Origin of the sequence: Croceicoccus gelatinilyticus, from assembly GCF_018398395.1 — a bacterium.
Lineage (GTDB): Bacteria > Pseudomonadota > Alphaproteobacteria > Sphingomonadales > Sphingomonadaceae > Croceicoccus > Croceicoccus gelatinilyticus.
The window spans coordinates 1-22816 of the sequence record NZ_JAHCBF010000012.1 but is presented as its reverse complement, the minus strand read 5'-3'; the positions used below and the strand labels follow the sequence as shown (position 1 = coordinate 22816).

The window sequence follows — 22816 nt, the reverse complement described above, 5'->3', positions numbered from 1 at the left end:
CTCAATAAGGGTTTCTGCCTGAATGTGCCACTAATTACCCGAACGGCGCGTGGAGCGAGCGGCCGTGCCGCTTCAGCCAACGGTCGGCGGCACCAATGTCATGCTCGTAGATCGAGGCTAGGAAGGCATGGAACGCGGGCGAGTGGTCGAAGTGGGCAAGGTGCGCAACCTCGTGCGCGACGACCGAGCGGCGCACGTGGTCGGGGGCCATGACCAGCCGCCAGTTCACGCGGATCGTCCCGCTTGTCGAACACGAACCCCAGCGGCGTTGCGCGCGGCTCAACCGGATGTCGGGCGCGGCCACGCCGGCGGCATCGCAGTAATAGGCAAGATCGGCGCGCATGAGGGCGATGGCTTCGCCCTCAAGCCAGCGCTGCACCCGGCGCGAGACATTGTCGGCAGGTCCGCCAAGTTGCAGCGCATCACCGACGATCGCGGGACTGCGCGGCAGGTCGGCGCGCCATGTGACGACAAGCTCGCGGCCCCGAAACGACAGGGCAGACCCTGCGCCGATCACTTCGGGTTGCGGCACTTTGGCAAGCTGCGCGGTCAGCCAGTCGATGCGCGATGTGGCAAAGGCGCGACCCTCGCCGAACGGGGCCCAGCGCGGGATCGAGACCCGCGCCTCGCTGCCGTCGGGCGCCAGCCGCAAGGTCAGGCGGCGCGCGGTAGGGTGGCGGCGGATACGCAGGGTAAGCGCGCGGCCATCGCGCAGGGTTAGCGTCGATGCGTCCTCGCTCGGCACCGCGGCCTTGCGTTTCAGAAAGGCCTCCAGCCCGCGCCGCGCCCGGTTGGTCATTCTTCGTCGTCCTCGACGCGGATGGCCTCAAAGCCCTCGATCCGGACATGGTCCTCGATCGCGTCCACCTCATCCTCGCTGATGACGCGGCCTGCCGCGGATACGCCGGCCTCGATGATCGTCTCGCGGCTGCCGCTGATGAGGTAGTGCCAGTCGTATAGCGGTTTGCCCTCTGCCCGCAGGCGATAGGCGCAGGTTTCCGGCAGCCACGGCAGCGTGCCGGCCGTCTCGCGTGTCAGTTGCAGGCAATCGGGCACTTTGGCCTTGCGATTGGGATAGTCGGTGCAGCGCGCCGTACACACGTCGAGCAGCGTGCAGGCGACATCGGTTTCGTAGATCTCGCCGGTATCGGCATCTTCCAGCTTGTGCAGGCAGCACTGCCCGCACCCGTCGCAAAGCGCTTCCCATTCGGTTCCGTCCAGCGTGTCCAGCGGACGTTCCCAGAACGGAGGTGTCACTTCACCCATTTCGCCAGTTCTTCGGCCACGGCAGGCCCGCCCATGTCGGTCGGCAGCAGGGCCACCGGCTCGCCTTCGGGGTCGAACAGCACGGTCTGGTTGGTGTGATTGACGAGATACCCGCCGCCTTCGGAAGGCTCGCCCTTTTCGTGATAGACGACGAACTTCTTCGCCGTCGCGTCGATCACGTCCTGCGAACCGGTAAGGCCCACCATGCGCGGGTGGAAGTTGGCCGCAAATTCCCCGACCACTTCGGGCGTGTCTCGTTCGGGGTCCACGGTGATGAAGATCGGCGTGACATTGCCGCCAAGCTCGGGATTGTCCTTCTCGAAAGCGCTCAACCCCTGTCCGATCGCCGCGGCATCGACCGGGCAGACATCGGGGCAGAAGGTATAACCGAAATAGACGATGCGCCACTGGCCGTCGAAATCGGACCAGCTGACCGCCTCACCGTCCTTGCCGACAAGGGTAAAGTCCCCGCCGATGGCCGCGCCTTCCAGCGGCGGCTCTATTTTGGGGGCGCTTCCGCCTTGCGGGCCGCAGGCGGCAAGCAGGGCTGCCGCGGCAAGCGGGAGGGCGCGAAGGAGCGAACGTGTCATATTGTATCGGGGCATGGCGGGGCGGTTCATGTCCTGCTAAGAGGCCGGACGCAAGAGCCTTGGGTTGGATGGATTGTCGAACCGCAGGGGCTGGACACGATGAAAGAGGGTCTTGAATTGTTTCGCACGATAATGCGGACCGGCGCACTGGCCATGGCAGGCCTTGGTCTTGCCGTCGCCGCCCCGGCTGCCGCGCAGTTTTCCGATGGCTACAAGTTTTTGGAAGCGGTGAAGAAGCGCGACGGTGAGGCGGTTACCGAATACCTGTCCGAACCGGGCAGCACGATCGTCAACACGCGCAATATCTCGACCGGCGAAGGCGGGCTGCACATCGTGGTGGAACGCCGCGATCTGGTATGGGTGAAGTTCCTGCTGCAGAAGGGCGCGAACCCCAATATCCGCGACAACAAGGGCGTGACCCCGCTCGAACTCGCCGCATCGCTGCGCTTCATCGAAGGGATGGAAGCACTGGCCGAAGCCGGCGCGCAAGTGGACGAGACGAACTCCACCGGCGAAACCCCGCTGATGCTGGCTGCGCACCTTCGCGATGCCGACATGGCCAAGATCCTGCTCGAAAACGGGGCCAACCCCGACAAGGCGGACAATTCGGGCCGCAGCGCGCGCGACTATGCCGTGCGCGACGGGCGCAACAGCCCCGTTCTCGCCGCGATCGAGGCGGCGGACGGCGAAGGCGCGGACGGGGGCACCTACGGCCCCGACATGCGTTAGGCGCTTATGGACAAGCCCGACTATGCCTCGATGACGCTGGACGAAATGGCGCAGGCGCTGGCTCCGGCCGTTGCCGATGCCGCCATTTTCGACGGCTGGACCGACAAAGCAGTGGCCTCTGCCGCCGAGTTCGAGGGGCTGGACCCCGATGTCGCGCGCCTTGCCTTTCCGGGCGGCGCGATGGACATGATCGAGGCATGGATTTCCGCCACCGACCGCGCCATGGCCGAAGCGCTTCCGGCCGAGATGATCGCGCAGATGGGCTTTTCGCAGCGCATCCGCTCGCTCGTTGTTTTTCGCATCGAACAGGCCGCGAAGAAGCGCGAGGCGCTGCGCCGCGCGCTTGTCGTCATGGCAATGCCGCAGAACGCGGTGCGCACCGCAAAGCTCAGCTGGCGCACGGCGGACCTGATGTGGCGCATGGCGGGCGATACGGCGACCGATTTCAACCACTATTCCAAGCGCGCGATCCTCGCCTCGATCTATGCCGCGACCCTTGCGGTGCTGGTCGATGACGACAGTGCGAACCAGGCCGAAACCTATGCGTTTCTCGACCGGCGGCTTCAGGACGTGGCCCGCTTCGGCAAGGCCAAGGCGAAGTTCACCGGCGCGGATCGTGAACATTTCAGCCTTGCGCGCCTGATGGGGCGCCTGCGCTACCCCGCCCGCTGAGGTGGTTTTGATTCAGGTCAATTATTGAGAATGAGTTGCAAAGTCGTCTGACTTGTGCGACCCGCCCGATTCTCATGACTGCAAATGCCGAGATGTCGCTGGCCGACAGGCCGCTTGGAAACGCCGTCCGCGTCGTCGCGGTCGACTGGGCCGTATTGGACGAGGGCGAGGCCCGCCGTCTGCGCGCGCTCGGCATCGATAGCGGGGCGGTTTTGAAGCTTGCCCATCGCGGCATCTTTTCGGGCCGCGATCCTATCGCCGTCGAAATCGGCCGCATGACCGTTGCCCTGCGCCGCGCCCATGCGCTGGCCATCATGGTCGAGGATGCGCCTGACGAAGGCGTGCATCCTGCCGGCCACACCGCATCGGAGTACACGAAGTGAGCCGCGCGCCCCGCACCATTGCGCTTGTCGGCAACCCCAATGCGGGCAAGAGCGCGCTGTTCAACGCGCTGACCGGCGCGCGCCAGAAGATCGCGAACTATCCGGGCGTCACGGTGGAGCGCAAGGCGGGCCGCATGAGCTTTGCCAGCGGCGAACCGGCCGAACTGATCGACCTGCCCGGCTCGTACTCGTTCGAACCGTCGAGCCCAGACGAGGAAGTGACCCGCGACGTCGTAATGGGCCGCCAGGAAGGCCAGCGCCGTCCCGACGCGCTGATCGTCGTGGTCGATGCCAACAACCTCGAACAGCATCTGGTCTTCGCGCAGGAAGTCATTGCGCTAGGCATGCCGACGGTTGTCGCGCTCAACATGCTGGACCTTGCCGCGCGCGACGGGCTGGTGCTCGATCCCAAGGCGCTGGAAGAATCGCTCGGCGTGCCGGTGGTGGAAACCGTGGCCGTGCGCCGCAAGGGCCTGACCGAATTGGCCGCCGAAGTCGCCAAGGTGACCGAACAGGGCGCGCATGAACCGACGCTGCCCACCCATGTCGACATGGTCGAACGCCGCGTCAGCGCGCGGGCCATGGCCAAGGGCGCGATCATTTCGGAAACCAAACAGCGCCGCCTGCACCGCGGGCTGGACAAGGTGCTGCTGCACCCGTGGATCGGGCCGGTCATTCTCTTCGCCTTGCTTTTCGTTGTGTTTCAGGCGGTGTTTGCCTGGGCCACGCCTTTCGCCGACGCGCTTGAAGGCGGTGTCGGGCTTCTGTCAGAGGCAGTCGTCGCGAACTTCCCGGCAGGGCTTTTGCGCGATGCGGTGACCGAAGGGCTTCTGGCCGGTGTCGGTTCGGTCGTCGTCTTCCTGCCGCAGATCGTGATCCTGTTCTTCTTCATCCTCGTGATGGAAGCGACGGGATATATGGCACGCGCGGCCTATCTGATGGACCGGATGATGGCGTCGGTCGGCCTGTCGGGCCGCAGCTTCATCCCGCTGCTCTCCAGCTTTGCCTGTGCCATTCCCGGCATCATGGCGACGCGTTCGATCACCGATCCCAAGGACCGGCTGACCACGATCCTGATCGCGCCGCTGATGACCTGTTCGGCGCGCCTGCCGGTCTATGCCGTGATCATCGCCGCCTTTATCCCTGCGCGTTCCGTCGGACCGGGCATCGGGCTTCAGGGGCTCGTGCTCTTCGCGCTCTATGTCGCGGGTATCGTCGGCGCCATGCTTGTCGCCTTTGTCCTGCGCCGCAGCGTGACGCAGGGCGCGGCATCGGGCTTCATCATGGAGCTTCCGCGCTACCAGCTGCCGCGCCTGCGCGACATCGCGATCGGCCTGTGGCAGCGCGCCTACATCTTCCTGCGCCGTGCGGGTACGATCATCTTTACCGTCACCATCGTCCTGTGGCTGCTGCTGTCCTTCCCGCAGGCCGCGCCGGGCGAAGACCAGGTCGACGCATCGATCGCGGGCAAGCTGGCGAACGGCCTCGCGGTCGTGGTGGAACCGATCGGCTTCAATCGCGACATGGCCCTCTCGCTCATCCCTGCAATGGCCGCGCGCGAAGTGGCCGTCTCCTCGCTGGCGACGACGTATGCCGTGGCAAGCGACGACGAGGATGAAACCGCGCAGGCGCTGGGCACGCGGCTTGCCGCCGACTGGACTTTGCCGATGGCGCTCTCGTTCCTCGCATGGTTCGTGTTCGCACCGCAGTGCCTGTCGACGATCGCCGTGGCCAAGCGCGAAACGAACGGCTGGAAGTGGCCGATCGTCATGCTCGCCTACCTGTTTGGCCTGGCCTACCTTGCCGCGGGCGCGACTTTCTGGATTGCGACCGCCGCCGGGCTCTAGTCCGCGCGCGACTGTCGATAAGAACGCACAATCCGCCCCGCCGCCATTGGCGCGGGCGCGGGGGCGGTCCTATATCCTTTTTCGCAGAATCACCCTTCGGGCGCGGCCATTCGATGCGTGCGCCCTCAATCCATCCAAGGCGGAGAGAACATGGCGGGCTCACTCAACAAGGTCATGCTGATCGGCAACCTCGGCGCGGACCCCGAAATCCGCAGCTTTCAGAACGGCGGCAAGGTCGCGAACCTGCGCATCGCGACGAGCGAGACGTGGAAGGACCGCAACACCGGCGAACGCAAGGAACGGACGGAATGGCACACTGTCGCGATCTTCTCCGAAGGTCTTGTCGGCGTGGTCGAACGCTTCCTGCGCAAGGGGAGCAAAGTCTACATCGAAGGCCAGCTGCAGACCCGCAAGTGGCAGGACCAGCAGGGCAACGACCGTTACAGCACCGAAGTCGTGCTGCGCGGCATGAACGGCACGCTGACCATGCTCGACGGTGCGTCGGGCGGCGGTGGCGGCAATCGCGGCGGCGGCGGCGGTGACTGGGGCGGCAGCTCGGGCGGCAGCTCGGGCGGTGGCTCCGGCGGCGGCTGGAACCAGGGTGCCGGTGCAGGTGCCGCAGGCGCAGCAGGTGGCGGCTGGAATCAGGGCGGCGGTTCGTCGGGCGGCTCCGGCGGCTCGGGCGGCGGCTACGACGATCTCGACGACGATATTCCGTTTTGATCTTGGCCGTTCTGATCGCGCGCGCCTGAGCGCCAATGACTGACGGTATCGTCCACCTCGGACCGATCGCGATGGCGGCGGACCGGCTTCTGGCCGTCGTCCTCATGCTCGTCTTCCTGTTCGCGATGGACAGGATCGCGGTGCGTTCGGGGCGGACCGATGCGAAAGCGCTGGGTGCGACGCTGCTGGTCGGCATCATCGCGGCGCGGGCGGCCTATGTGGCCAAGCACTGGTCGGCGTTCTCCTACGACTACTTCGACATCATCGCGATCTGGCAGGGTGGTTTCGTCGCATGGGCCGGGTTCGTCGCGGCGGCGCTGTTCCTCGGCTGGCGGCTGCGCAAGGGGCGGGCGCTGGTCATGGGCGAGGCGGCACTTGCCTTTTGTGCCCTCGTCTGGTTCGCGGGCGCTGCGGCGCTGAAGCCTGCGCCCTATCCGATGCCCGAATTGCCCGCGCTGACCACGCTGGAAGGAGAGGCATTCGATGCTGCCTCGCTTGAAGGGCGGCCCTACGTCGTGAACGTCTGGGCCATCTGGTGTGCGCCCTGCCTCCGCGAACTTCCGATGCTGACCGAGGAAGCGGCGCGCAGTGACATTCCTGTGCTGCTGGTGAATCAGCGCGAGGATGCCGATTCGATCACTCTCTATTTCGAGGAATCGGGCTTCCTGCCCAGTGGCGTCGTTCTGGACGAACAAGGTGCGCTCAGCCGCATGCTCGGCAACGGCACGATCCCGACGACCGCTTTCGTCGACGCTTCGGGTGAGGTGGTCACCAAACACGTCGGCGAAATCTCGCGCGCTGCCTTCCGTGACGAGGTTGCGAAAATCAGCGACTAGGGCGCGTCAGTCGCCCGCCTCGACGATCGTTTCCATCACCACGAAGGACGACGTGCTCGACACGTTGGGCAGGGTCGAGATCCGCTCGCCCAGAACCTGCCGGTAGCTGGCTATGTCGGCGGTTCGCACTTTCAGCAGGAAGTCGAAGTTGCCTGCTATCATGTGGCATTCTTCCACTTGCTCCACCTGCAGCACGGCCTTGCGGAATTCGCGCATCGACTTGTCGCCGGTGTCGAGCAGCTTCACTTCGGCAAAGGCGATCTGGCCAAGGCCCAGCTTTACCGGGTCGATCACTGCGCGAAAGCCGCGGATGTACCCCTCGTCCATCAACCGCTTCATGCGCAGTTGGCACGGCGTTTTCGACAGGCCGACGCGGCGCGCAAGCTCGGTCACGGTCAGACGGCCGTCGGTCTGCAATTCTTCGATGATCCGACGGTCCAGTCGGTCGATCGGACCTTGGGTTTCGGGATATTTAGGCATTTCGATCAGTTGAACCCGTTACAAAAGGTACGAACCGGTATGCGATATGCCACTCTTTGGTGCCTTTTCCTATCTGCTCGATGATACCTTGCAGGTTCACACTGACGAAAAGGCCCGCTTGTGGACTTTCACCATCCTTTCGCTTCCTTTGCTCCCCCGGTTCAGCCGGCGACCCGCCTTCGCAAGGCGATTACGGCGGCCTATCGCCGATCCGAACCCGATTGCGTCGAACCCCTGATCGCGGCAGCCGAACTGCCCGACGATCTGCGCAAGCCGGTGCGCGAGCTGACCGAGAACCTCGTGAAGGCGCTGCGCAAGAAGGGCCAGCGCGGCGGGGTCGAGGGGCTGGTCAAGGAATACTCGCTCTCCAGCCAGGAAGGCGTGGCGCTGATGTGCCTTGCCGAAGCCTTGCTGCGCATTCCCGATGCCGACACGCGCGACGCGTTGATCCGCGACAAAATCGCCAATGGCGACTGGCAGTCGCACCTTGGGCAGGGCCGCCCGCTCTTCGTGAACGCGGCCACCTGGGGCCTTGTCGTCACGCGCAAGCTGGTGTCGAGCGTCAACGACAAGTCGCTCGCCACCGCGCTGACCCGCGTCATCGCCCGCGCTGGCGAACCCGTGATCCGGCAGGGCGTCGACATCGCGATGGAGCTGATGGGCGAACAGTTCGTCACCGGCGAGACGATCAAGGAAGCGCTGAAGCGCGCCCGCGTCTATGAAACGAAGGGCTTTTCCTACAGCTACGACATGCTGGGCGAGGCGGCGACGACCGCGTCTGACGCGAACCGGTACTATGCCGACTACGAACGCGCGATCCACGCGATCGGCAAGGCATCGGCAGGGCGCGGCATCCACAAGGGGCCCGGCATCTCGATCAAGCTTTCGGCGCTCTTCCCGCGCTATGTCCGTTCGCAGGCGCACCGCGTGATGGAGGAACTGACGCCCAAGGTCCTCGAACTGGCGATGCTCGCCAAGTCCTATGACATCGGCCTCAACATCGACGCGGAAGAGGCAGACCGCCTCGAACTCTCGCTCGACCTTCTCGAACGCCTCGCGACGGACGAGGCGCTGGCCGGTTGGGACGGGCTGGGCTTTGTCGTGCAGGCCTATGGCAAGCGTTGCCCCTATGTCATCGACTGGCTGGTCGACCTTGCCCGCCGCGCCGATCGCCGCATCATGGTGCGGCTGGTCAAGGGTGCCTACTGGGACAGCGAGATCAAGCGTGCGCAAGTCGACGGGCTGGAGGATTTCCCTGTATTCACCCGCAAGGTCCACACCGACGTGTCGTACCTCGCCTGCGCGAAGAAGCTGCTCGACAACCGCGACGTGGTGTTCCCGCAGTTCGCGACGCACAATGCGCAGACGCTGGCCGCGATCTATCACCTTGCCGGGCCCGACTTCAAAGTCGGCGACTGGGAATACCAGTGTCTCCACGGCATGGGCGAGCCGCTCTATGAGGAGGTCGTCGCCGCGAACAAGCTGAACCGCCCGTGCCGCATCTATGCACCGGTCGGCACGCATGAAACGCTACTGGCCTATCTTGTCCGCCGCTTGCTGGAAAACGGCGCGAATTCCAGCTTCGTGCATCGCATCTGGGACGACGGCGTTTCGGTATCCGACCTTGCCACCGATCCGGTCGAGCAGGCGAAGACGATTCAACCGCGCGGGTCTTCGCACGATGAAATCCTGAACCCCCGCGACCTCTATCCCGAACGCCGCAATTCGCGCGGGATCGACCTGTCGAACGAGATCTCGCTCGCCGCGCTGTCGGACAAGCTGGAGCAGTCGGGCCGCGAGATGCCGGTGGCAGGGCCGATGGTCCCGGGCCTTGGGGTGGAGCGCAAGCGGATGCCGGTGCGCAACCCTGCCGATCTTCAGGAGATCGTCGGATACTGCGCCTTTGCCGTCGAACGCGACGTGCGCCACGCCGCGCGCGAAGCGGCGAAGGGCGGGGCCAAGTGGGCCGAAGTTCCGGTCGAAGAACGCGCCGCCTGCCTCGAACGCGCCGCCGACATGATGGAAGCGGACATGGAGCGCCTCATGGGCCTTACCATGCGCGAGGCGGGGAAGAGCGCGGCCAACGCCATCGCCGAAGTTCGCGAGGCGGTCGACTTCCTGCGCTATTATGCGGTGCAGGCGCGCGAGATGCTGGCCGACAGCCAGCCGCTCGGCCCGATCGTGTGCATCAGCCCGTGGAACTTCCCGCTGGCGATCTTTGTCGGGCAGGCGGTCGCCGCGCTGGTCGCGGGCAACAGCGTGCTTGCCAAGCCTGCCGAGGAAACCCCGCTGATCGCGGCAGAGGCCGTGCGCCTGCTGCACCGTGCGGGCATCCCCGAAAGCGCGCTGCTGTTCCTGCCCGGTGCGGGCGATGTCGGCGCCGCGCTTGTCGCTGCGCCCGAGATCGAAGGCGTGATGTTCACCGGCTCGACCGAAGTCGCCAAGCTGATCGAGAAGGAACTGGCCACGCGCCTGTCGCGCCACGGCGCGCCGATCCCGCTGATCGCGGAAACCGGCGGACAGAACGCGATGATCGTCGACAGCTCGGCACTGGCCGAACAGGTCGTCGCCGACGTCATCGGCAGCGCTTTCGACAGCGCGGGCCAGCGTTGTTCGGCGCTGCGCGTGCTGTGCCTCCAGGAAGAGATCGCGGATCGCCAGCTTGCCATGCTGAAAGGTGCGCTGAACGAATTGCGCATCGGCAATACCGAGATGCTGCACACCGATGTCGGCCCCGTCATCACGCAGGAAGCGCGTGAGATGATCGACGGCCACGTCTCCCGCATGGAAGAGGCAGGGTGCAAGGTCGAACGCGTCGCCCTTCCGTCCGAGACCGAGCGCGGGACTTTCGTTGCCCCCACGATCATCGAGATCGCCTCGATCGACTGGCTGGGCCGCGAGGTTTTCGGGCCGGTGCTGCATGTCGTGCGGTACAAGCGCAAGGACCTGATGAAGCTGATCGATGCGATCAACGACACAGGATACGGTCTGACCTTCGGACTCCACACGCGGCTGGATGAAACGATCAAGCAAGTGACCGACCGGATCGAGGTCGGCAACGTCTACGTCAATCGCAACACCATCGGCGCGATCGTCGGCGTGCAGCCATTTGGCGGCTGCGGGCTGTCGGGCACGGGTCCGAAAGCGGGCGGACCGCTATACCTTGGCCGCCTGGTTCGCACCGGCGCGAAGGTCGCGCTGCCCGATGCGCCGGTCGAACTTCCGGGGCCGGTGGGCGAAAAGAACGTCTATGAACTGAAGCCGCGCGGCGAAGTGCTCGTCGTGCCGAGCACGCGGGACGGGCTGGTGAAGCAGTTGATGACCGTGCATTCGGCTGGAGACAGCGCGGCGATCCTTGCAGGCGAACACATGCGCGACATCGTGGTGCCCGACGGACTCACAGTGCGCTGGCTCGACGTATTGCCCGACGATTGCCGCTGGGGTGCCGCCCTGATCGAGACGCCCGACACCCACACGCTCGGCAATATCGCGGCGATGGGCGGGCAGATCCCGCTGCTGCAGGCTCCGGGGCCCGATGGTCATTACCACCGCGAATGGTTGCTGGAAGAAGTCTCGACCTCGACCAACACCACGGCGGCTGGCGGCAATGCGAGCCTGATGGCGCTCGCTTAGGTCCCGAGCCCCTTCAGCGCGGCGAAGGGGTTCTCCTTCTCCGGCTCTTCAAGGCCGACCTCGGTGCGGATGCGGTCCGCCTCGGGGCCGGTCGCGAAGGGATCGATGGCCAGGGCAAGGCTCTGCGCCACGGCCTCGCCCACGTCGAAGCGGTCGCCCGAATAGGTGATCTCGTCGCAGTCGCTGGCGTCGAGCTCGATCTCCTCGTCCGGCGCGCTCGCCTCGCCCTCGGGGACGAAGCGGAACAATAGCGGTTCGTCGATCTGGGCGGGCAAGTCCTCGCCCGAAATGGCGCAGGACTGCACGATCGATGCCTGCAGGCGGCCCGTCGCGGTGACGACCATGCCGTCCTTTTCCAGCACGACACTGGCGTCGAGCGATTCCACGCTGACGAGGCCGAAACGCTCGGCCAGCCGGTCCCGCTCTGCCGCGTCAGCGGTCACCACGATCTCGCGTCCCTGCGCCTGGCCGACGGCGACCCAGCGGGAGAGTTCGGACAGTTCGTGGGTCATCGCGTGATCTCCCCTGCAAGCAGCTTTTCGAGAGGCGTTGCCGAGATGTCGGCGTGGAGCCCGCGCAGCCCCTCGGCCAGCGGCAGCGCGCTGCCCGCGCCTTCGTTGCGCGTCACGTTACGCTCCGCCGCCTCGGCAAGATCGGCGTCGCTACCGTCGAGGCCTTCCTTGTAGGCCCCGATCCGCCCGCCAAGCGCGGAGACCAGCTTGCCCATCGACTTGCCGACGACGAGATCGCCCACGCCCGCTTCGCGAAGCTGGCCGTCCATGTCGTCGATGAAAAGCTCGGTCAGCCGCGCCGCGGCCTCGACGTCGCCTTCCTCGTTCAGGCGGATGATGACGAGAGCGGTTACCGCGGTCACCATGTCGAAGCGGCCCTCGACGCTGTCGGCAACGTCGCGGTCCGCATACCAGTGCGGTTCGCGCGCTATCTCCACGATGCGGTGCCACAGCTTCGTCAGGTCGCCTTCGCGCGGTCCCCCGAAGATCCGGTCCAGCAATCGCAACATCGAAACGCTCCATTCACGCCGCGCGGCCGCGCGGTCATTCATCCAAGATTAAACCCGCAAGGCCCAAGCGCCAAGCGCTCGAACAGCCGGGGCGGGCACCCTTAAGTTCACAGGGACGGCGCCCGATGCCTTGTGCGCGTGGCGCACTGACACTAAGGCTTCGTGCGAAGATATAGGCACACCGTGCGATTGGCGAAAGGCGCGTAGGAACACAATGGCGACGAACCGCAGCGAAAAGACTGTTTCCGTGCTGAAGATCGCGGCTTTCGCGGCCCTGACGCCGATGTTGCTGGCGGGCTGCACCTCGATCACGGATCGTCGCGGCTATGTCATGGACGAGGCGCTGACCACCGCGATCACGCCGGGTCTCGACAATCGCCAGTCGGTCGAAGGCACGCTGGGTCAGCCCAGCTTCGCCAGCCAGTTCGGCGACCCGGTCTATTACTACGTGTCCAGCACGACTGAGCAGCGCATTTTCGGCCAGCCCGAAATCGAAGGTCACGAAGTGCTGAAGGTCGCATTCGATTCGGCCGGTAACGTGTCGTCGGTGACGACGGCTGGCATGGATGACGTGCGCGACATCAATCCCGACGGCGACAAGACGCCGACGCTGGGCCGCGATCGCGGCTTCCTCGAAGACCTGTTCGGCAATATCGGCGCGGTCGGTGCCGGTGGCATGGGCGGCGCGGCCGGCGGGGGAACGAACGGCAGCTAAGGCGAGCCGACCCGTTCGATATTGAACCCTCGTGCCGCGATCCCATATCGCGGCCATGGACGGAAATTCGCATCATAATTCGGCCCACGGCCTGACGCCGTGGCACGGCACCACCATCATCGGCGTGAAGCGCGGCGGAAAGACCGTCGTCGCTGGCGACGGGCAGGTGTCGATGGGCAACACCGTGATGAAGCCCAACGCCCGCAAGGTCCGGCGTATCGGTGAAGGCGGGAAAGTCGTGGCCGGGTTCGCCGGCGCGACCGCCGATGCCTTCACCCTTTTCGACAGGCTGGAACGCAAGCTGGAACAGTATCGCGGCCAGCTGATGCGAGCCGCAGTCGAACTGGCCAAGGACTGGCGCACCGACAAGTACCTGCGCAATCTCGAAGCACTGATGATCGTCGCGGACGCCGAAGTCCTGCTGGTCATCACCGGCAATGGCGACGTGCTGGAACCCGAAGGCGGGATTACGGCAATCGGATCGGGCGGCAACTACGCCCTGTCCGCCGCCCGCGCATTGGTCGATTACGAAGAAGACCCCGAAGTGATCGCGCGTAAGGCGATGCAGGTCGCCGCAGACATTTGCGTCTTCACGAACGCGAACGTGACGCTCGAATCCGTCGAATCCTGATCTGAAAAGAGCCACATGAAAAACCTGACCCCCAAGGCCATCGTTGCCGCGCTCGATGAACATATCGTCGGCCAGAAGGACGCCAAGCGTGCCGTTGCCGTTGCCCTGCGCAACCGCTGGCGCCGCCAGCGTCTGAAGGACGAACTGCGCGACGAGGTCACGCCCAAGAATATCCTGATGATCGGCCCCACCGGCTGCGGCAAGACCGAAATCAGCCGCCGCCTTGCCAAGCTGGCCGATGCGCCGTTCGTGAAGGTCGAGGCGACCAAGTTCACCGAAGTCGGCTATGTCGGCCGCGACGTCGAACAGATCGCCCGCGACTTGGCTGAAGAGGCCATCCGTCTCGAAAAGGACCGCCGCCGCGAGGCCGTGCGCGAAGCTGCCAGTGCGGCTGCGATGAAGCGTCTGCTCGACGCGCTTGTCGGCGATTCCGCCAGCGAGGCGACGCGCGAAAGCTTCCGCCAGCGCGTGGTCGACAACCATCTCAACGACAAGGAAATCGAGATCGAGGTGGAGGACACGCCCAATACCTCGATGGAAATCCCGGGCATGGGCGGCAATGTCGGGATGATCAACCTGTCGGACATGATGGGCAAGGCGTTCGGCGGCGCGAAGATGAAGCGCCGCAAGCTGACCGTGGCGCAGGCCTGGGACAAGCTGGTCGACGAAGAGTCGGAAAAGCGCATGGACCAGGACGACGTCGCCCGCGTCGCGCTGCAGAATGCGGAGCACAACGGCATCGTTTTCCTCGATGAGATCGACAAGATCGCCGTGTCCGACGTGCGCGGCGGTTCCGTCTCCCGCGAAGGCGTGCAGCGCGACCTGCTGCCGCTGATCGAAGGAACGACCGTGGCCACGAAATACGGTCCGATGAAGACCGATCACATCCTCTTCATCGCATCGGGCGCGTTCCACGTGTCGAAGCCCAGCGACATGCTGCCCGAACTGCAGGGCCGGTTGCCGATCCGCGTCGAACTGCGCGCGCTGACGGAGGAGGATTTCATCCGCATCCTGTCGGAAACGCGGGCGAACCTTGTCGAGCAGTACAAGGCGCTGATCGCGACCGAGGAAGTCACGCTCGATTTCCAGCCCGACGCGATTCAGGAAATCGCCGCGACGGCTGCGCAAGTGAATGAAAGCGTCGAGAACATCGGCGCCCGCCGCCTGCAGACGGTGATGGAAAAGCTGCTGGAAGAAGTCAGCTTCGATGCCGAGGAACGCACCGGCACGACCGTCACGATCGACAAGGCCTATGTCCGCGACAAGCTGGGCGAACTGGCCGGCGACGCGGACCTGTCGAAGTATATCCTCTAGGCGGTTCGGGACAGCGGGCGCGACATGAAGACGCGCGTCGATATGTCGAACCGTCGGCACTCGAATTCGTAAAGGCGTTCCATCCAACCGGCGTAGTCTTTGCGGGCCATGTCAGCGAAGCCGATGCGCCTGTAAAAGGGCGCGTTCCAGGGCGGCCGGGTGAAGGTGGAGAGCACGACCCTCGTCATGCCCGAACCGGCCGCCACCTGGCACAGGCGGTCGATCAGCATGGTGCCGATACCCCGTTTCTGGTGATCGGGCATGACGTTCACTTCGCACAGGAACAGGTCCGCGCCATGCGCGATCCCCGCGGCAAATCCGCAGACGCCATTGCCGCCTTCGGCAACGAGGCACAGCCCTTCCGCGATCCGCGCAAGATAGAACGCCTCCAGTTCCGGAGAGCGCGAGGCCGCGATGCCGAGCGTGTCATAGGGCGCGGCCGCGTATAGCTGCGATGCGGCGATGTCGGTTTCAATGATGCGGTCGAGATCGCTGGCACGGGCCGGTCTGCATTCCATGTGCGTGGGTTCCGCCTCTGACTTGAATTCCGGTCGGTGCATTCACCTCATAACGGCCCTGCCGTGCTGCGGCCATCCACAGCTGCAACATAGTTTCACGCCGAACCGTTTTTGGGCTGCGACGTAGTCAAGCCGCAGACTCGCTCCTGTGCAAAAGTAATGTTACCCAATGCGTAACGCGGCTCTCGGGACTCGAGTCGCGCAGCATTACGGGACGATGCTTACATGGACGGACGCAATGGTCAGGTCGGAACGATCCTGTCCGAAGCAAGGCTTCGGCAGGGCCTTACTCTTGCCGATATTGCTTCCTCTACCAAGGTGTCGACGCGCTATCTTGAAGCGCTCGAACACGATGCGTTCTCCGAACTTCCCAGCAAGATCCACGCGCTCGGCTTTGCCCGGGCCTTCGCCAATTGCGTCTGCATTGATGCGGACGAGATTGCCGATGCCGTGCGTGCTCGGCTGGGCAAATCCGACGGGCAGGGCGCATCGGACATTCGCCACGAACGCAAGCGCCGGGGCCGTCCCGTCGCGAACATGATCGGCGCGGCACGGTCCTTCCTCTCGCTCTGACGCGGGAACCTCGAAACAATTTTCCTACACCGGATGGCGGCGTCATGATGCGCGCCGTTCTTTGCTATCGTCGATCCTGCCGGTGAACTGTCTCCTTGGTGCCGTATGCAGAAAGCCGTCTGTGCTGCGGGTTTGCGGGCCGTAGGGGTGGGTGACAGGGTGTCACCTTTGTCACCCGCGGCAATGTTTCAGGTGGCGCCTGGCTCGGGCACTTCGGGGCGCATCGTGACGTAATAGTCGTCGACCAGCTGGTTGTAGACGCCCTCGATATTCTCGTCCTTCCACGCATCGAACTGCTTGAGGTGCGAGTAGGCCGAGAGGTCGAGGGTCTGCTGGATCTCCTCCAGCGAGCGGCCTGCGATAATGCCTGACAGCACGCCCGAATGCAGCGCCTCGATGTAGGAGAGGTATTCCTCCACGTCCTCGCGGCTGCCCATGTCGGCATGGCCGCCGACGAATGTCGTGAACGGCACGTCGGCCAACACCGCGCGGGTCGAGGCGATCATCCCGCCGATGTCGTATCCGCCCAGCGTGCGATAGGGCAGGCGGCCCAGAACGATCCAGTCGACGACGTGGAGCGTGTCATGCTCGGCGAAATACATCGAGACCGAGCCCTTGCCGTTGTTCTGGCCCCAGTAGGCCAGTTCGATCGTGCCCGCGCCGGGAAGCGCCAGCGTGAAGCTGTCGGCGAAAGTGATGTCGGGGCGGCGCACCAGCGCGCGGTTCAGCTCCCAGGTCTCGGCCGCAAGTTCATGAGCGATGAACTGCGTCGCGCCATCGTCCAGCGCGCGGCCGCCATAGGCGTGGTCCGGGTGGCTGTGGCTGTAGATTACGTGGGTGATCGGAAGGCCGGGATAGCGTTCCTTCAACTGCGCCCGCAGCCAGGTCGCCGCTTCCTCGTTCAGCGGGTCGGCAACCATGATGCCCTCGTCATGGACAAGGAACATCGAGTGGTAGTTGCCAGAAGTCCACCGGTGCAGCCCGCCGCCAAGGTCCTCGATCTCGCGGGCCACGCTGTCCTGCGCCGAAGCGGGAACAGCGCCCGCACCCGCCATGACGACAGGTGCGGCGATAAGGGCGATGGCGGTGGCTATCTGGCGCAAGGGAGGGGACTTTCCGTTTGTTGCAGTGCACAAACGAAATGGCCCGCCGCCCGCTATGTTCCCTTCGCAGGGATCAGTGCGGGGCCAGCCCGATTTCCACGCCGGTCTTGTCGGTCAGCGCGAACTTGTCGACGAGGTCCGCGCTTGCCGTGTTCAGCCCGACGACCTGCACGCTGCGTCCGTGGCGGCGCATACGCTCCACCACCTTGTCCAGCGCGCCCACGGCCGAGATGTCCCAAAAATGCGCGCGCGTCACGTCGATGACCACGTGCATCGCCGCGTCCTCGTACTGCCCTTCGGGGCCCAGCGCCTTCTCGAACCGATTGACCGAGGCGAAGAATATCTGGCCTTCGACCTTGTAAACGGCCTTGTCGCCTTCGCGGACACGTTCGACCCAGAACATGCGCTGGACCTTTCCGGCAAAGAAGATGCCAGACAGAAGCACGCCCGAAAGCACGCCGATCGACAGGTCGTGCGTCGCGACGACCATGACCACCGTCGTCACCATCACAACCGAGGATGGCCACGGGTGCTTGCGAAGGTTGGGGATCGAGTTCCACGAGAACGTGCCGATCGAGACCATGATCATGACCGCGACCAGAGCCGGCATCGGGATCTGCCCGACATAGGGGCCAAGTGCTGCCAGAAGGACGAGCAGCGTGACGCCCGCGGTAAGCGTCGACAGGCGCGTGCGGCCCCCGCTCGTCACGTTGATGACCGACTGCCCGATCATCGCACAGCCGCCCATGCCGCCGACCATCGAGGCGCCGATATTGGCAGCGCCCTGGCCCCAGCACTCGCGGCGCTTGTTGGAATCGGTGTGCGTCATGTCATCGACGATCTGCGCGGTAAGCAGCGATTCCAGCAGGCCGACCGCCGCCATCGCCGCCGAATAGGGCGCGATGATCTGCAATGTTTCCCAGGTCAGCGGAACGTCAGGCAGGACGAGGCTGGGCAGGCCCTGCGGAAGATCGCCCATGTCGCCCACGGTAAAGACCGGCAGGCCGAGCGGGATCGAGATTGCCGAGAGCACGATGATCGCGACCAGCGGCGAGGGCACCGCCTTGGTCAGGCGCGGCAGCAGGTAGATGATCGCAAGGCCGCCCGCGACCATCGCGTAAGTGTGCCACGTCACGCCCGTCAGCTGCGGCAGCTGGGCCATGAAGATCAGGATGGCGAGCGCGTTGACGAATCCGGTGATGACCGAGCGCGAGACGAACTGCATCAGGAGGTCGAGCCGCAGGACCGAGGCGATGATCTGGAACAGGCCCATGAGGATCGTCGCGGCGAACAGGTATTCGACCCCGTGTTCGCGCACCAGCGGCACGACCAGCACCGCGACTGCCGCCGTTGCCGCCGAGATCATCCCCGGACGCCCGCCGGTGAACGAGATGATGATCGCGATCGCGACCGAGGCATAGAGCCCGACACGCGGATCGACGCCCGCGATGATCGAGAAGCCGATCGCCTCGGGAATGAGGGCGAGGGCGACGACGATACCGGCAAGGACATCGGCACGAATGTTCGAGAACCAGTCGCGCTTCAACGCTCCGGGCTGGGTCATGGGCTCAGCTTTCCACTGTGTCTTCTACGGGAGAGGCGGGCGCGTCCCGCCTTCATGTTGCGCCTGCGAACTGCCCGCTTGGCCGCCTTTTGGCAAGCCCCGCCCGGGACACGGGGCGAATTGCGTGTCCTTGGGGCCACGGGTGGAGTAGCCTCGCGCGCCGGCCACGAGTCGGCGAAGTTTGGGGGTAGATGACATGAAGAAGATGACCACCATCGTCGCGGTCCTCGCATTGGCCGCGTGCAACGACACGGCAAGCGAACCGCCGGTTGCCGAAGAGACCATGGCTCCGGAACCGGTCGAGGCTGCCGCGATGGCCATCGACGGCAACCCGAGCGCGGGCAAGTACAAGGTGACCGCAGGCGACGGTACGACTTACGATTACGACGTGCGCGATGACGGGACTTATACCGCCGTGGGTAGTGACGGTTCCGATGTCACGGGCACATGGACCGAGGCTACGCCCGGCGCGTGGTGCGAAACCCCCGAAGGCGGGGAAGAGGCCTGTTACACCGAAACGGTGAACGAGGACGGTACCTGGACCGCGACCAGCAATGCCGATCCCGAACGCACCGCGATCGTGGCACGCGTCGAAAGCTGATGTTCATGGCGCCGCAGGCCGCGTAAGGACTGCGGCGTCGTTCAATTCCAAGGGGTCGCAATGCTTGAAGGTGGATGCCACTGCGGAGCGGTGCGCTACGAAGTTACAGGTGAGCCGAACCACGTGTCGGTCTGCCACTGCACCGATTGCCGCCGCTGTGCCGGTGCGACGGGCGTTGCGTGGGCAGGGTTCCCCATCGAGAACCTGTCGCTGAGCGGGGATACCGCCGTCTATTGCTCGACCCTGGGGGTGGAGCGGCGGTTCTGCCTCATCTGCGGAACGGGCCTGTTCTACACGAGTGCCGAAGCTCCGGCGCAAGTCGATATCCAGATCGCGACGCTGGATGAACCCGAAGAACTACCACCAACCAAGCACGTCCAGCTTGCCGATGCTGTCGGCTGGGAAGCGACCTTGCACGAACTGCCCGGGCACCAGCGGTTTCCGGGGCAGGACTAAGGCTTACTCCGCCGCGTCGGACATGTCGTCGCTCTCGGCCTGCTGGCGCGACCACATTTCCGCATAGAGCCCGCCCATGCGCAGCAAGTCGGTGTGGCTGCCGCTTTCTGCCAGCTTGCCACTGTCCAGAACGAGTATGCGGTCGGCGTCGGCCACGGTCGACAGGCGGTGCGCGATGGTCAGCGTGGTGCGGTTGCGCGCCACGGCCCGCATGGTTTTCAGGATGTCCTGCTCGGTCCGGGAATCGAGCGCGCTCGTCGCCTCGTCGAACAGGATGATCTCGGGGTTCTTGAGCAGGGTGCGCGCAATCGCCACGCGCTGCTTCTCTCCGCCTGAAAGCTTGAGGCCCCGCTCGCCCACTTCTGTTTCATAGCCATCGGGCAGACGTTCGATGAAATCGGCAATCGCCGCACCGCGCGCTGCGGCCTCGATCTCGCCGCGCGTCGCGCCTTCACGGCCATAGGCGATGTTATAGCCGATGGTGTCGTTGAAGAGCACCGAGTCCTGCGGCACCACGCCGATGTGCCGCCGCAGCGATTCCTGCGTGACGCCCCTGATATCCTTGCCCGATATCAGGATGCGCCCCGCCTGCGGATCGTAGAAGCGAAACAGGAGCCGCGCGATCGTCGACTTGCCCGCGCCCGAAGGACCGACAATGGCCACGCGCTCACCCGCCTCGACCGCGAAAGTCAGGCCGTGCAGGATCTCGCGGTCCTTCTCGTAGCCGAAGCGCACCTTGTCGAAGACCACAGTGGGCCGCCGCATATCGAGCGCAGGCGCGTTCGGCGCGTCCGACACTTCCAGTGGCGTATCCATCAGCTTGAACATCTCGGCCATGTCGATCAGGCCCTGCCGGATCGTGCGATAGACCATGCCCAACAGGTCGAGCGGGCGGAAAAGCTGCGTGAGATAGGTGTTCACCAGCACGAGATCGCCAGTGGTTAGCCGTCCCTGGCTCCAGCCCCAGACGGTATAGGCCATGGCCCCGCCCATCAGCAGGTTCATGATGACGGCCTGCGCGATGTTGAGCAGGCCGAGCGAATTCTCGCTTTTCGTGGCAGCAGTCGCATAAGCGCGCGTGGCGCGTTCGTACCGCTCCTGCTCGCGGTGTTCCGCGCCGAAGTACTTTACGGTCTCGTAGTTCAGCAGGCTGTCGACCGCGCGGGACAGGGCCTGCCCGTCCAGCTCGTTCATCTGTGCGCGCAGCTTGGTGCGCCATTCGGTAATCCAGCGCGTGACGAGGACATAGGCCACGACAGTCGCCGCAGTTGCGGCGACCAGCGTCCACCCGAAGTTGATATAGAAGACGACGGCCACCGCGATCAGCTCGATGATGGTCGGCGCGATGTTGAACAGCAGGAAGTAGAGCATCGTGTCGATGCTCTTGGTTCCGCGCTCGATCGTCTTGGTCACCTCGCCGGTGCGGCGCGACAGGTGGAAGCGCAAGGACAAGCGGTGCAGCCGGGTAAAGACATCGGCTGCAAGGTTCTGCGTCGCGTCCTGCGCCACGCGCTCGAACGCGATATTGCGCAGATTATTGAACAGAACGCCCCCGAACCGCCCGGCGGCATAGGCGATCACCAGCGCCATGGCCGCCATCGCGGCCTGGCTGCTGGGCGTCGTCATTGCATCGACCGCCATCTTGTAGGCAAAGGGCAGGGCCAGCGTCGTCGCCTTTGCAATCAGCACCATCAACATGGCGATGACGATCCGGCGGCGCAGGGGCGTATTACCCTTGGGCCATAGATAGGGAAGAAAACGCTTCATCACCCGCCAGTCGGCGGAGGTATCGAGCGTCTTTGTCGTGGCGTGATCGGGTGGCATCGGCCCTTATCTAGGGCACGCGCGCGGCATTGCCATATAAGGGTGTATATAAGAGCGAGTGATCAGCCCTGCTCTTCATCCACTTCGAATGCGATCTGGCGGCGCCGGAAGTCGACCGCGATCCGCTTGAACAGGCTGAGGTGGTTCATGCCCAGCAATATGGCAGGCCTTTCGGTCAGGCCCAGTTCCTCGAACACCTTGGTGTCCGCAATGGCGATCAGGGAATCGTCGATGACGACGCGGTCGATCTCTAGCTTACCGGCATTGATGATGTCGACTTGCCGCTCATGCCCCAGAACGTCGGTGATCTGCGTACGCGCGAGCACCGGGGCCTTGGCATAGTATCGTTGACGCAGTGCCCGGTTGCCCACGGTGAAACTGGCACCTGTGTCGATCACGATGTCGATGCTTCGCCCATCCAGATAGGCCCGACGCACGATCAGGCGCTTGTCCTTGCGGTGCGCGCGCACGATGATCTCGTTCGCTCCGGCCCGCATATAGCCTTCTGACGGAGCGACAGTGATCTGCTTTTTCTCGAAATCGAGAGTGACGCGCTGGTCACGAAGGGAATCGATCCCGATGATGCCGGCGGCCCCGATATGCCGTTCATTGACGACGGCTGCATCGAGATCGCGGATACGCGTCTTGCCCAGCACCAGTTCGTCGAGGATGACGGATTGCGCATCGCTCTCACCGCCAATGCTTATGACCTTCTTCTGACTGTCAGCGACCAGCCCAAGCCTGCGCGCCACCTGCGCAGAGATCACGGTCCACTCGGACCCGGTGTCGATCAGGAAGTTGAAGGGACCATGTTCGCCGATACCGACGGCCAGCGTTATCCGGTCATCCCTCTCTTTCGCGTCGAGGGTTTCGGGAGCCGCCTGCTCATAAGCAATTTCAGGAGCGACAACGTCCTGTGCGGCGAGCGGGCTCGTGAGAGTCGCAGCTAGAATCAGACTGATAAAACGGATGGCGGCTTTCATCGCACTCTCTCCCGCCGCCATCCTACGCCTGATCGTTGTAAATTGCCATTAAATCACAGCGGTCGAGTGGCTTAGGGCTTTCCGGGTGGGCCGGGAGAGTGGGCAAAACGCGCCCGGTTCAAACTTTTTTCAGCCCCTAAATGGCGGATATCAGGGACTTTTCAGGGTCGCGGCATGCGAATTGAAATAAAATTGCAAAAAGGCGTTGACCGACTCAGGTACCTGCCCATATACGGCCCTCACCGACGGGGACGACGCTTCAACGGCTCGCTTTCATCGGTCGCCAACTTAGCTGGACGACATAGTCCCCCGGAAGGAAGTTTCGGGGAACGATAGTTGTCCGCTTTATTATGT

The 22816-nt window shown here is 64.4% G+C and carries 24 protein-coding genes; 13 read left to right on the top strand and 11 right to left on the bottom strand.

The features are described from left to right. Window positions 1-34: 34 nt before the first annotated feature. From KIH45_RS17165 to KIH45_RS17155, 3 genes are read right to left on the bottom strand one after another with little or no spacing between them, the layout of a single operon-like run. Window positions 35-799 (bottom strand): M48 family metallopeptidase, encoded by a 765-nt coding sequence (locus KIH45_RS17165; RefSeq protein ID WP_213177224.1) that lies wholly within the window; start codon window positions 797-799, stop codon window positions 35-37. Next, window positions 796-1266 carry a YcgN family cysteine cluster protein gene (locus tag KIH45_RS17160; protein WP_213177223.1) on the bottom strand — a complete coding sequence of 157 codons (471 nt, stop codon included), beginning with the start codon at window positions 1264-1266 and terminating at the stop codon, window positions 796-798. The genes KIH45_RS17165 and KIH45_RS17160 overlap by 4 nt, the downstream gene beginning before the upstream one ends. Continuing rightward, the gene (locus tag KIH45_RS17155; protein WP_213177222.1) at window positions 1254-1856 is read right to left on the bottom strand and encodes an SCO family protein; all 603 of its coding nucleotides are present in this window, start codon (window positions 1854-1856) and stop codon (window positions 1254-1256) included. Before KIH45_RS17155 ends, KIH45_RS17160 begins: the two co-directional genes overlap by 13 nt. Window positions 1857-1955: 99 nt before the next feature. Here KIH45_RS17155 and KIH45_RS17150 point away from each other — a divergent pair, with 99 nt between their 5' ends. From KIH45_RS17150 to KIH45_RS17125, 6 genes are all read left to right on the top strand, one after another. After that, entirely contained in the window at window positions 1956-2585 is a 630-nt protein-coding gene (locus tag KIH45_RS17150) for an ankyrin repeat domain-containing protein (RefSeq protein ID WP_225900019.1), read from the top strand. Window positions 2586-2591: 6 nt separating this feature from the next. Next, complete coding sequence (locus KIH45_RS17145; protein WP_213177221.1) at window positions 2592-3257, top strand: COQ9 family protein; 666 nt, start codon at window positions 2592-2594, stop codon at window positions 3255-3257. A gap of 74 nt (window positions 3258-3331) precedes the next feature. After that, window positions 3332-3640, top strand: a complete 309-nt coding sequence (locus tag KIH45_RS17140) for a FeoA family protein (RefSeq protein WP_337925506.1) — start codon at window positions 3332-3334, stop codon at window positions 3638-3640. Then, complete coding sequence (gene feoB, locus KIH45_RS17135; protein ID WP_213177220.1) at window positions 3637-5487, top strand: ferrous iron transporter B; 1851 nt, start codon at window positions 3637-3639, stop codon at window positions 5485-5487. The genes KIH45_RS17140 and feoB overlap by 4 nt, the downstream gene beginning before the upstream one ends. A 150-nt stretch (window positions 5488-5637) precedes the next feature. Then, window positions 5638-6210, top strand: coding sequence for a single-stranded DNA-binding protein (gene ssb, locus KIH45_RS17130; RefSeq protein WP_213177219.1), 573 nt, complete (start codon window positions 5638-5640; stop codon window positions 6208-6210). A 35-nt stretch (window positions 6211-6245) separates the two neighbouring features. Then, window positions 6246-7046, top strand: coding sequence for a TlpA disulfide reductase family protein (locus tag KIH45_RS17125; protein ID WP_213177218.1), 801 nt, complete (start codon window positions 6246-6248; stop codon window positions 7044-7046). A gap of 6 nt (window positions 7047-7052) precedes the next feature. Here KIH45_RS17125 and KIH45_RS17120 read toward each other — a convergent pair whose 3' ends face one another. Beyond that, window positions 7053-7526, bottom strand: a complete 474-nt coding sequence (locus tag KIH45_RS17120; protein WP_213177217.1) for an Lrp/AsnC family transcriptional regulator — start codon at window positions 7524-7526, stop codon at window positions 7053-7055. A gap of 120 nt (window positions 7527-7646) precedes the next feature. Here KIH45_RS17120 and putA point away from each other — a divergent pair, with 120 nt between their 5' ends. Next, entirely contained in the window at window positions 7647-11159 is a 3513-nt protein-coding gene (gene putA, locus KIH45_RS17115; RefSeq protein ID WP_213177216.1) for a bifunctional proline dehydrogenase/L-glutamate gamma-semialdehyde dehydrogenase PutA, read from the top strand. Here the strand turns inward: putA and KIH45_RS17110 are convergent. Both KIH45_RS17110 and KIH45_RS17105 read right to left on the bottom strand, forming a co-directional pair. Then, window positions 11156-11671, bottom strand: a complete 516-nt coding sequence (locus KIH45_RS17110; RefSeq protein WP_213177215.1) for a YceD family protein — start codon at window positions 11669-11671, stop codon at window positions 11156-11158. The genes putA and KIH45_RS17110 overlap by 4 nt on opposite strands. Continuing rightward, entirely contained in the window at window positions 11668-12222 is a 555-nt protein-coding gene (locus tag KIH45_RS17105) for a ubiquinol-cytochrome C chaperone family protein (RefSeq protein ID WP_225900018.1), read from the bottom strand. The genes KIH45_RS17110 and KIH45_RS17105 overlap by 4 nt, the downstream gene beginning before the upstream one ends. A gap of 172 nt (window positions 12223-12394) precedes the next feature. On the opposite strand from KIH45_RS17105, the gene KIH45_RS17100 reads away from it, so the two are divergent. Genes KIH45_RS17100 through hslU form a run of 3 tightly spaced genes read left to right on the top strand, consistent with a single transcriptional unit; the run spans window position 12395 to window position 14840 of the window. After that, entirely contained in the window at window positions 12395-12895 is a 501-nt protein-coding gene (locus KIH45_RS17100; protein WP_225900017.1) for an outer membrane protein assembly factor BamE, read from the top strand. Window positions 12896-12950: 55 nt separating this feature from the next. Beyond that, on the top strand, window positions 12951-13526 hold the full coding sequence (gene hslV / locus KIH45_RS17095; protein WP_273544196.1) for an ATP-dependent protease subunit HslV: 576 nt from the start codon (window positions 12951-12953) through the stop codon (window positions 13524-13526). Between the two features lie 15 nt (window positions 13527-13541). Continuing rightward, the gene (hslU, locus tag KIH45_RS17090; protein WP_213177214.1) at window positions 13542-14840 is read left to right on the top strand and encodes an ATP-dependent protease ATPase subunit HslU; all 1299 of its coding nucleotides are present in this window, start codon (window positions 13542-13544) and stop codon (window positions 14838-14840) included. Here the strand turns inward: hslU and KIH45_RS17085 are convergent. Continuing rightward, the gene (locus KIH45_RS17085; protein ID WP_213177213.1) at window positions 14837-15358 is read right to left on the bottom strand and encodes a GNAT family N-acetyltransferase; all 522 of its coding nucleotides are present in this window, start codon (window positions 15356-15358) and stop codon (window positions 14837-14839) included. The two genes, hslU and KIH45_RS17085, sit on opposite strands and share 4 nt — an antisense overlap. A gap of 225 nt (window positions 15359-15583) precedes the next feature. Here KIH45_RS17085 and KIH45_RS17080 point away from each other — a divergent pair, with 225 nt between their 5' ends. Then, window positions 15584-15931 (top strand): helix-turn-helix domain-containing protein, encoded by a 348-nt coding sequence (locus KIH45_RS17080; protein ID WP_213177212.1) that lies wholly within the window; start codon window positions 15584-15586, stop codon window positions 15929-15931. Window positions 15932-16119: 188 nt separating this feature from the next. On the opposite strand, the gene KIH45_RS17075 is transcribed toward KIH45_RS17080, so the two are convergent. Further along, a complete protein-coding gene (locus tag KIH45_RS17075) occupies window positions 16120-17034 on the bottom strand; it encodes an MBL fold metallo-hydrolase (protein ID WP_213177211.1) in 915 nt (304 codons plus the stop codon). A gap of 73 nt (window positions 17035-17107) precedes the next feature. Continuing rightward, window positions 17108-18598, bottom strand: coding sequence for a SulP family inorganic anion transporter (locus KIH45_RS17070; protein WP_213177210.1), 1491 nt, complete (start codon window positions 18596-18598; stop codon window positions 17108-17110). A 196-nt stretch (window positions 18599-18794) separates the two neighbouring features. Here KIH45_RS17070 and KIH45_RS17065 point away from each other — a divergent pair, with 196 nt between their 5' ends. After that, window positions 18795-19199 carry a hypothetical protein gene (locus KIH45_RS17065; protein WP_213177209.1) on the top strand — a complete coding sequence of 135 codons (405 nt, stop codon included), beginning with the start codon at window positions 18795-18797 and terminating at the stop codon, window positions 19197-19199. 60 nt (window positions 19200-19259) lie between these two features. Further along, window positions 19260-19655: a GFA family protein gene (locus KIH45_RS17060; RefSeq protein ID WP_213177208.1), complete on the top strand. Its 396-nt coding sequence runs from the start codon at window positions 19260-19262 to the stop codon at window positions 19653-19655. 3 nt (window positions 19656-19658) lie between these two features. On the opposite strand, the gene KIH45_RS17055 is transcribed toward KIH45_RS17060, so the two are convergent. Then, the gene (locus KIH45_RS17055; protein WP_213177207.1) at window positions 19659-21479 is read right to left on the bottom strand and encodes an ABCB family ABC transporter ATP-binding protein/permease; all 1821 of its coding nucleotides are present in this window, start codon (window positions 21477-21479) and stop codon (window positions 19659-19661) included. 62 nt (window positions 21480-21541) lie between these two features. Beyond that, on the bottom strand, window positions 21542-22462 hold the full coding sequence (locus KIH45_RS17050) for a retroviral-like aspartic protease family protein (RefSeq protein WP_213177206.1): 921 nt from the start codon (window positions 22460-22462) through the stop codon (window positions 21542-21544). Window positions 22463-22816: the final 354 nt, after the last annotated feature.

Excerpts from the sequence above, each read along its gene's own strand:
- KIH45_RS17105 (WP_225900018.1), bottom strand. The coding sequence starts at position 12,222 with ATGAATGACCGCGCGGCCGCGCGGCGTGAATGGAGCGTTTCGATGTTG.
- KIH45_RS17060 (WP_213177208.1), top strand. The coding sequence starts at position 19,260 with ATGCTTGAAGGTGGATGCCACTGCGGAGCGGTGCGCTACGAAGTTACA.
- KIH45_RS17165 (WP_213177224.1), bottom strand. The coding sequence starts at position 799 with ATGACCAACCGGGCGCGGCGCGGGCTGGAGGCCTTTCTGAAACGCAAG.
- KIH45_RS17110 (WP_213177215.1), bottom strand. The coding sequence starts at position 11,671 with ATGACCCACGAACTGTCCGAACTCTCCCGCTGGGTCGCCGTCGGCCAG.
- KIH45_RS17140 (WP_337925506.1), top strand. The coding sequence starts at position 3,332 with ATGACTGCAAATGCCGAGATGTCGCTGGCCGACAGGCCGCTTGGAAAC.
- KIH45_RS17120 (WP_213177217.1), bottom strand. The coding sequence starts at position 7,526 with ATGCCTAAATATCCCGAAACCCAAGGTCCGATCGACCGACTGGACCGT.
- ssb (WP_213177219.1), top strand. The coding sequence starts at position 5,638 with ATGGCGGGCTCACTCAACAAGGTCATGCTGATCGGCAACCTCGGCGCG.
- KIH45_RS17085 (WP_213177213.1), bottom strand. The coding sequence starts at position 15,358 with ATGGAATGCAGACCGGCCCGTGCCAGCGATCTCGACCGCATCATTGAA.
- hslU (WP_213177214.1), top strand. The coding sequence starts at position 13,542 with ATGAAAAACCTGACCCCCAAGGCCATCGTTGCCGCGCTCGATGAACAT.
- KIH45_RS17145 (WP_213177221.1), top strand. The coding sequence starts at position 2,592 with ATGGACAAGCCCGACTATGCCTCGATGACGCTGGACGAAATGGCGCAG.
- KIH45_RS17050 (WP_213177206.1), bottom strand. The coding sequence starts at position 22,462 with ATGAAAGCCGCCATCCGTTTTATCAGTCTGATTCTAGCTGCGACTCTC.
- KIH45_RS17125 (WP_213177218.1), top strand. The coding sequence starts at position 6,246 with ATGACTGACGGTATCGTCCACCTCGGACCGATCGCGATGGCGGCGGAC.
- hslV (WP_273544196.1), top strand. The coding sequence starts at position 12,951 with ATGGACGGAAATTCGCATCATAATTCGGCCCACGGCCTGACGCCGTGG.
- KIH45_RS17080 (WP_213177212.1), top strand. The coding sequence starts at position 15,584 with ATGGACGGACGCAATGGTCAGGTCGGAACGATCCTGTCCGAAGCAAGG.
- KIH45_RS17065 (WP_213177209.1), top strand. The coding sequence starts at position 18,795 with ATGAAGAAGATGACCACCATCGTCGCGGTCCTCGCATTGGCCGCGTGC.
- KIH45_RS17100 (WP_225900017.1), top strand. The coding sequence starts at position 12,395 with ATGGCGACGAACCGCAGCGAAAAGACTGTTTCCGTGCTGAAGATCGCG.
- KIH45_RS17150 (WP_225900019.1), top strand. The coding sequence starts at position 1,956 with ATGAAAGAGGGTCTTGAATTGTTTCGCACGATAATGCGGACCGGCGCA.
- KIH45_RS17155 (WP_213177222.1), bottom strand. The coding sequence starts at position 1,856 with ATGACACGTTCGCTCCTTCGCGCCCTCCCGCTTGCCGCGGCAGCCCTG.
- KIH45_RS17055 (WP_213177207.1), bottom strand. The coding sequence starts at position 21,479 with ATGCCACCCGATCACGCCACGACAAAGACGCTCGATACCTCCGCCGAC.
- KIH45_RS17160 (WP_213177223.1), bottom strand. The coding sequence starts at position 1,266 with ATGGGTGAAGTGACACCTCCGTTCTGGGAACGTCCGCTGGACACGCTG.
- KIH45_RS17070 (WP_213177210.1), bottom strand. The coding sequence starts at position 18,598 with ATGACCCAGCCCGGAGCGTTGAAGCGCGACTGGTTCTCGAACATTCGT.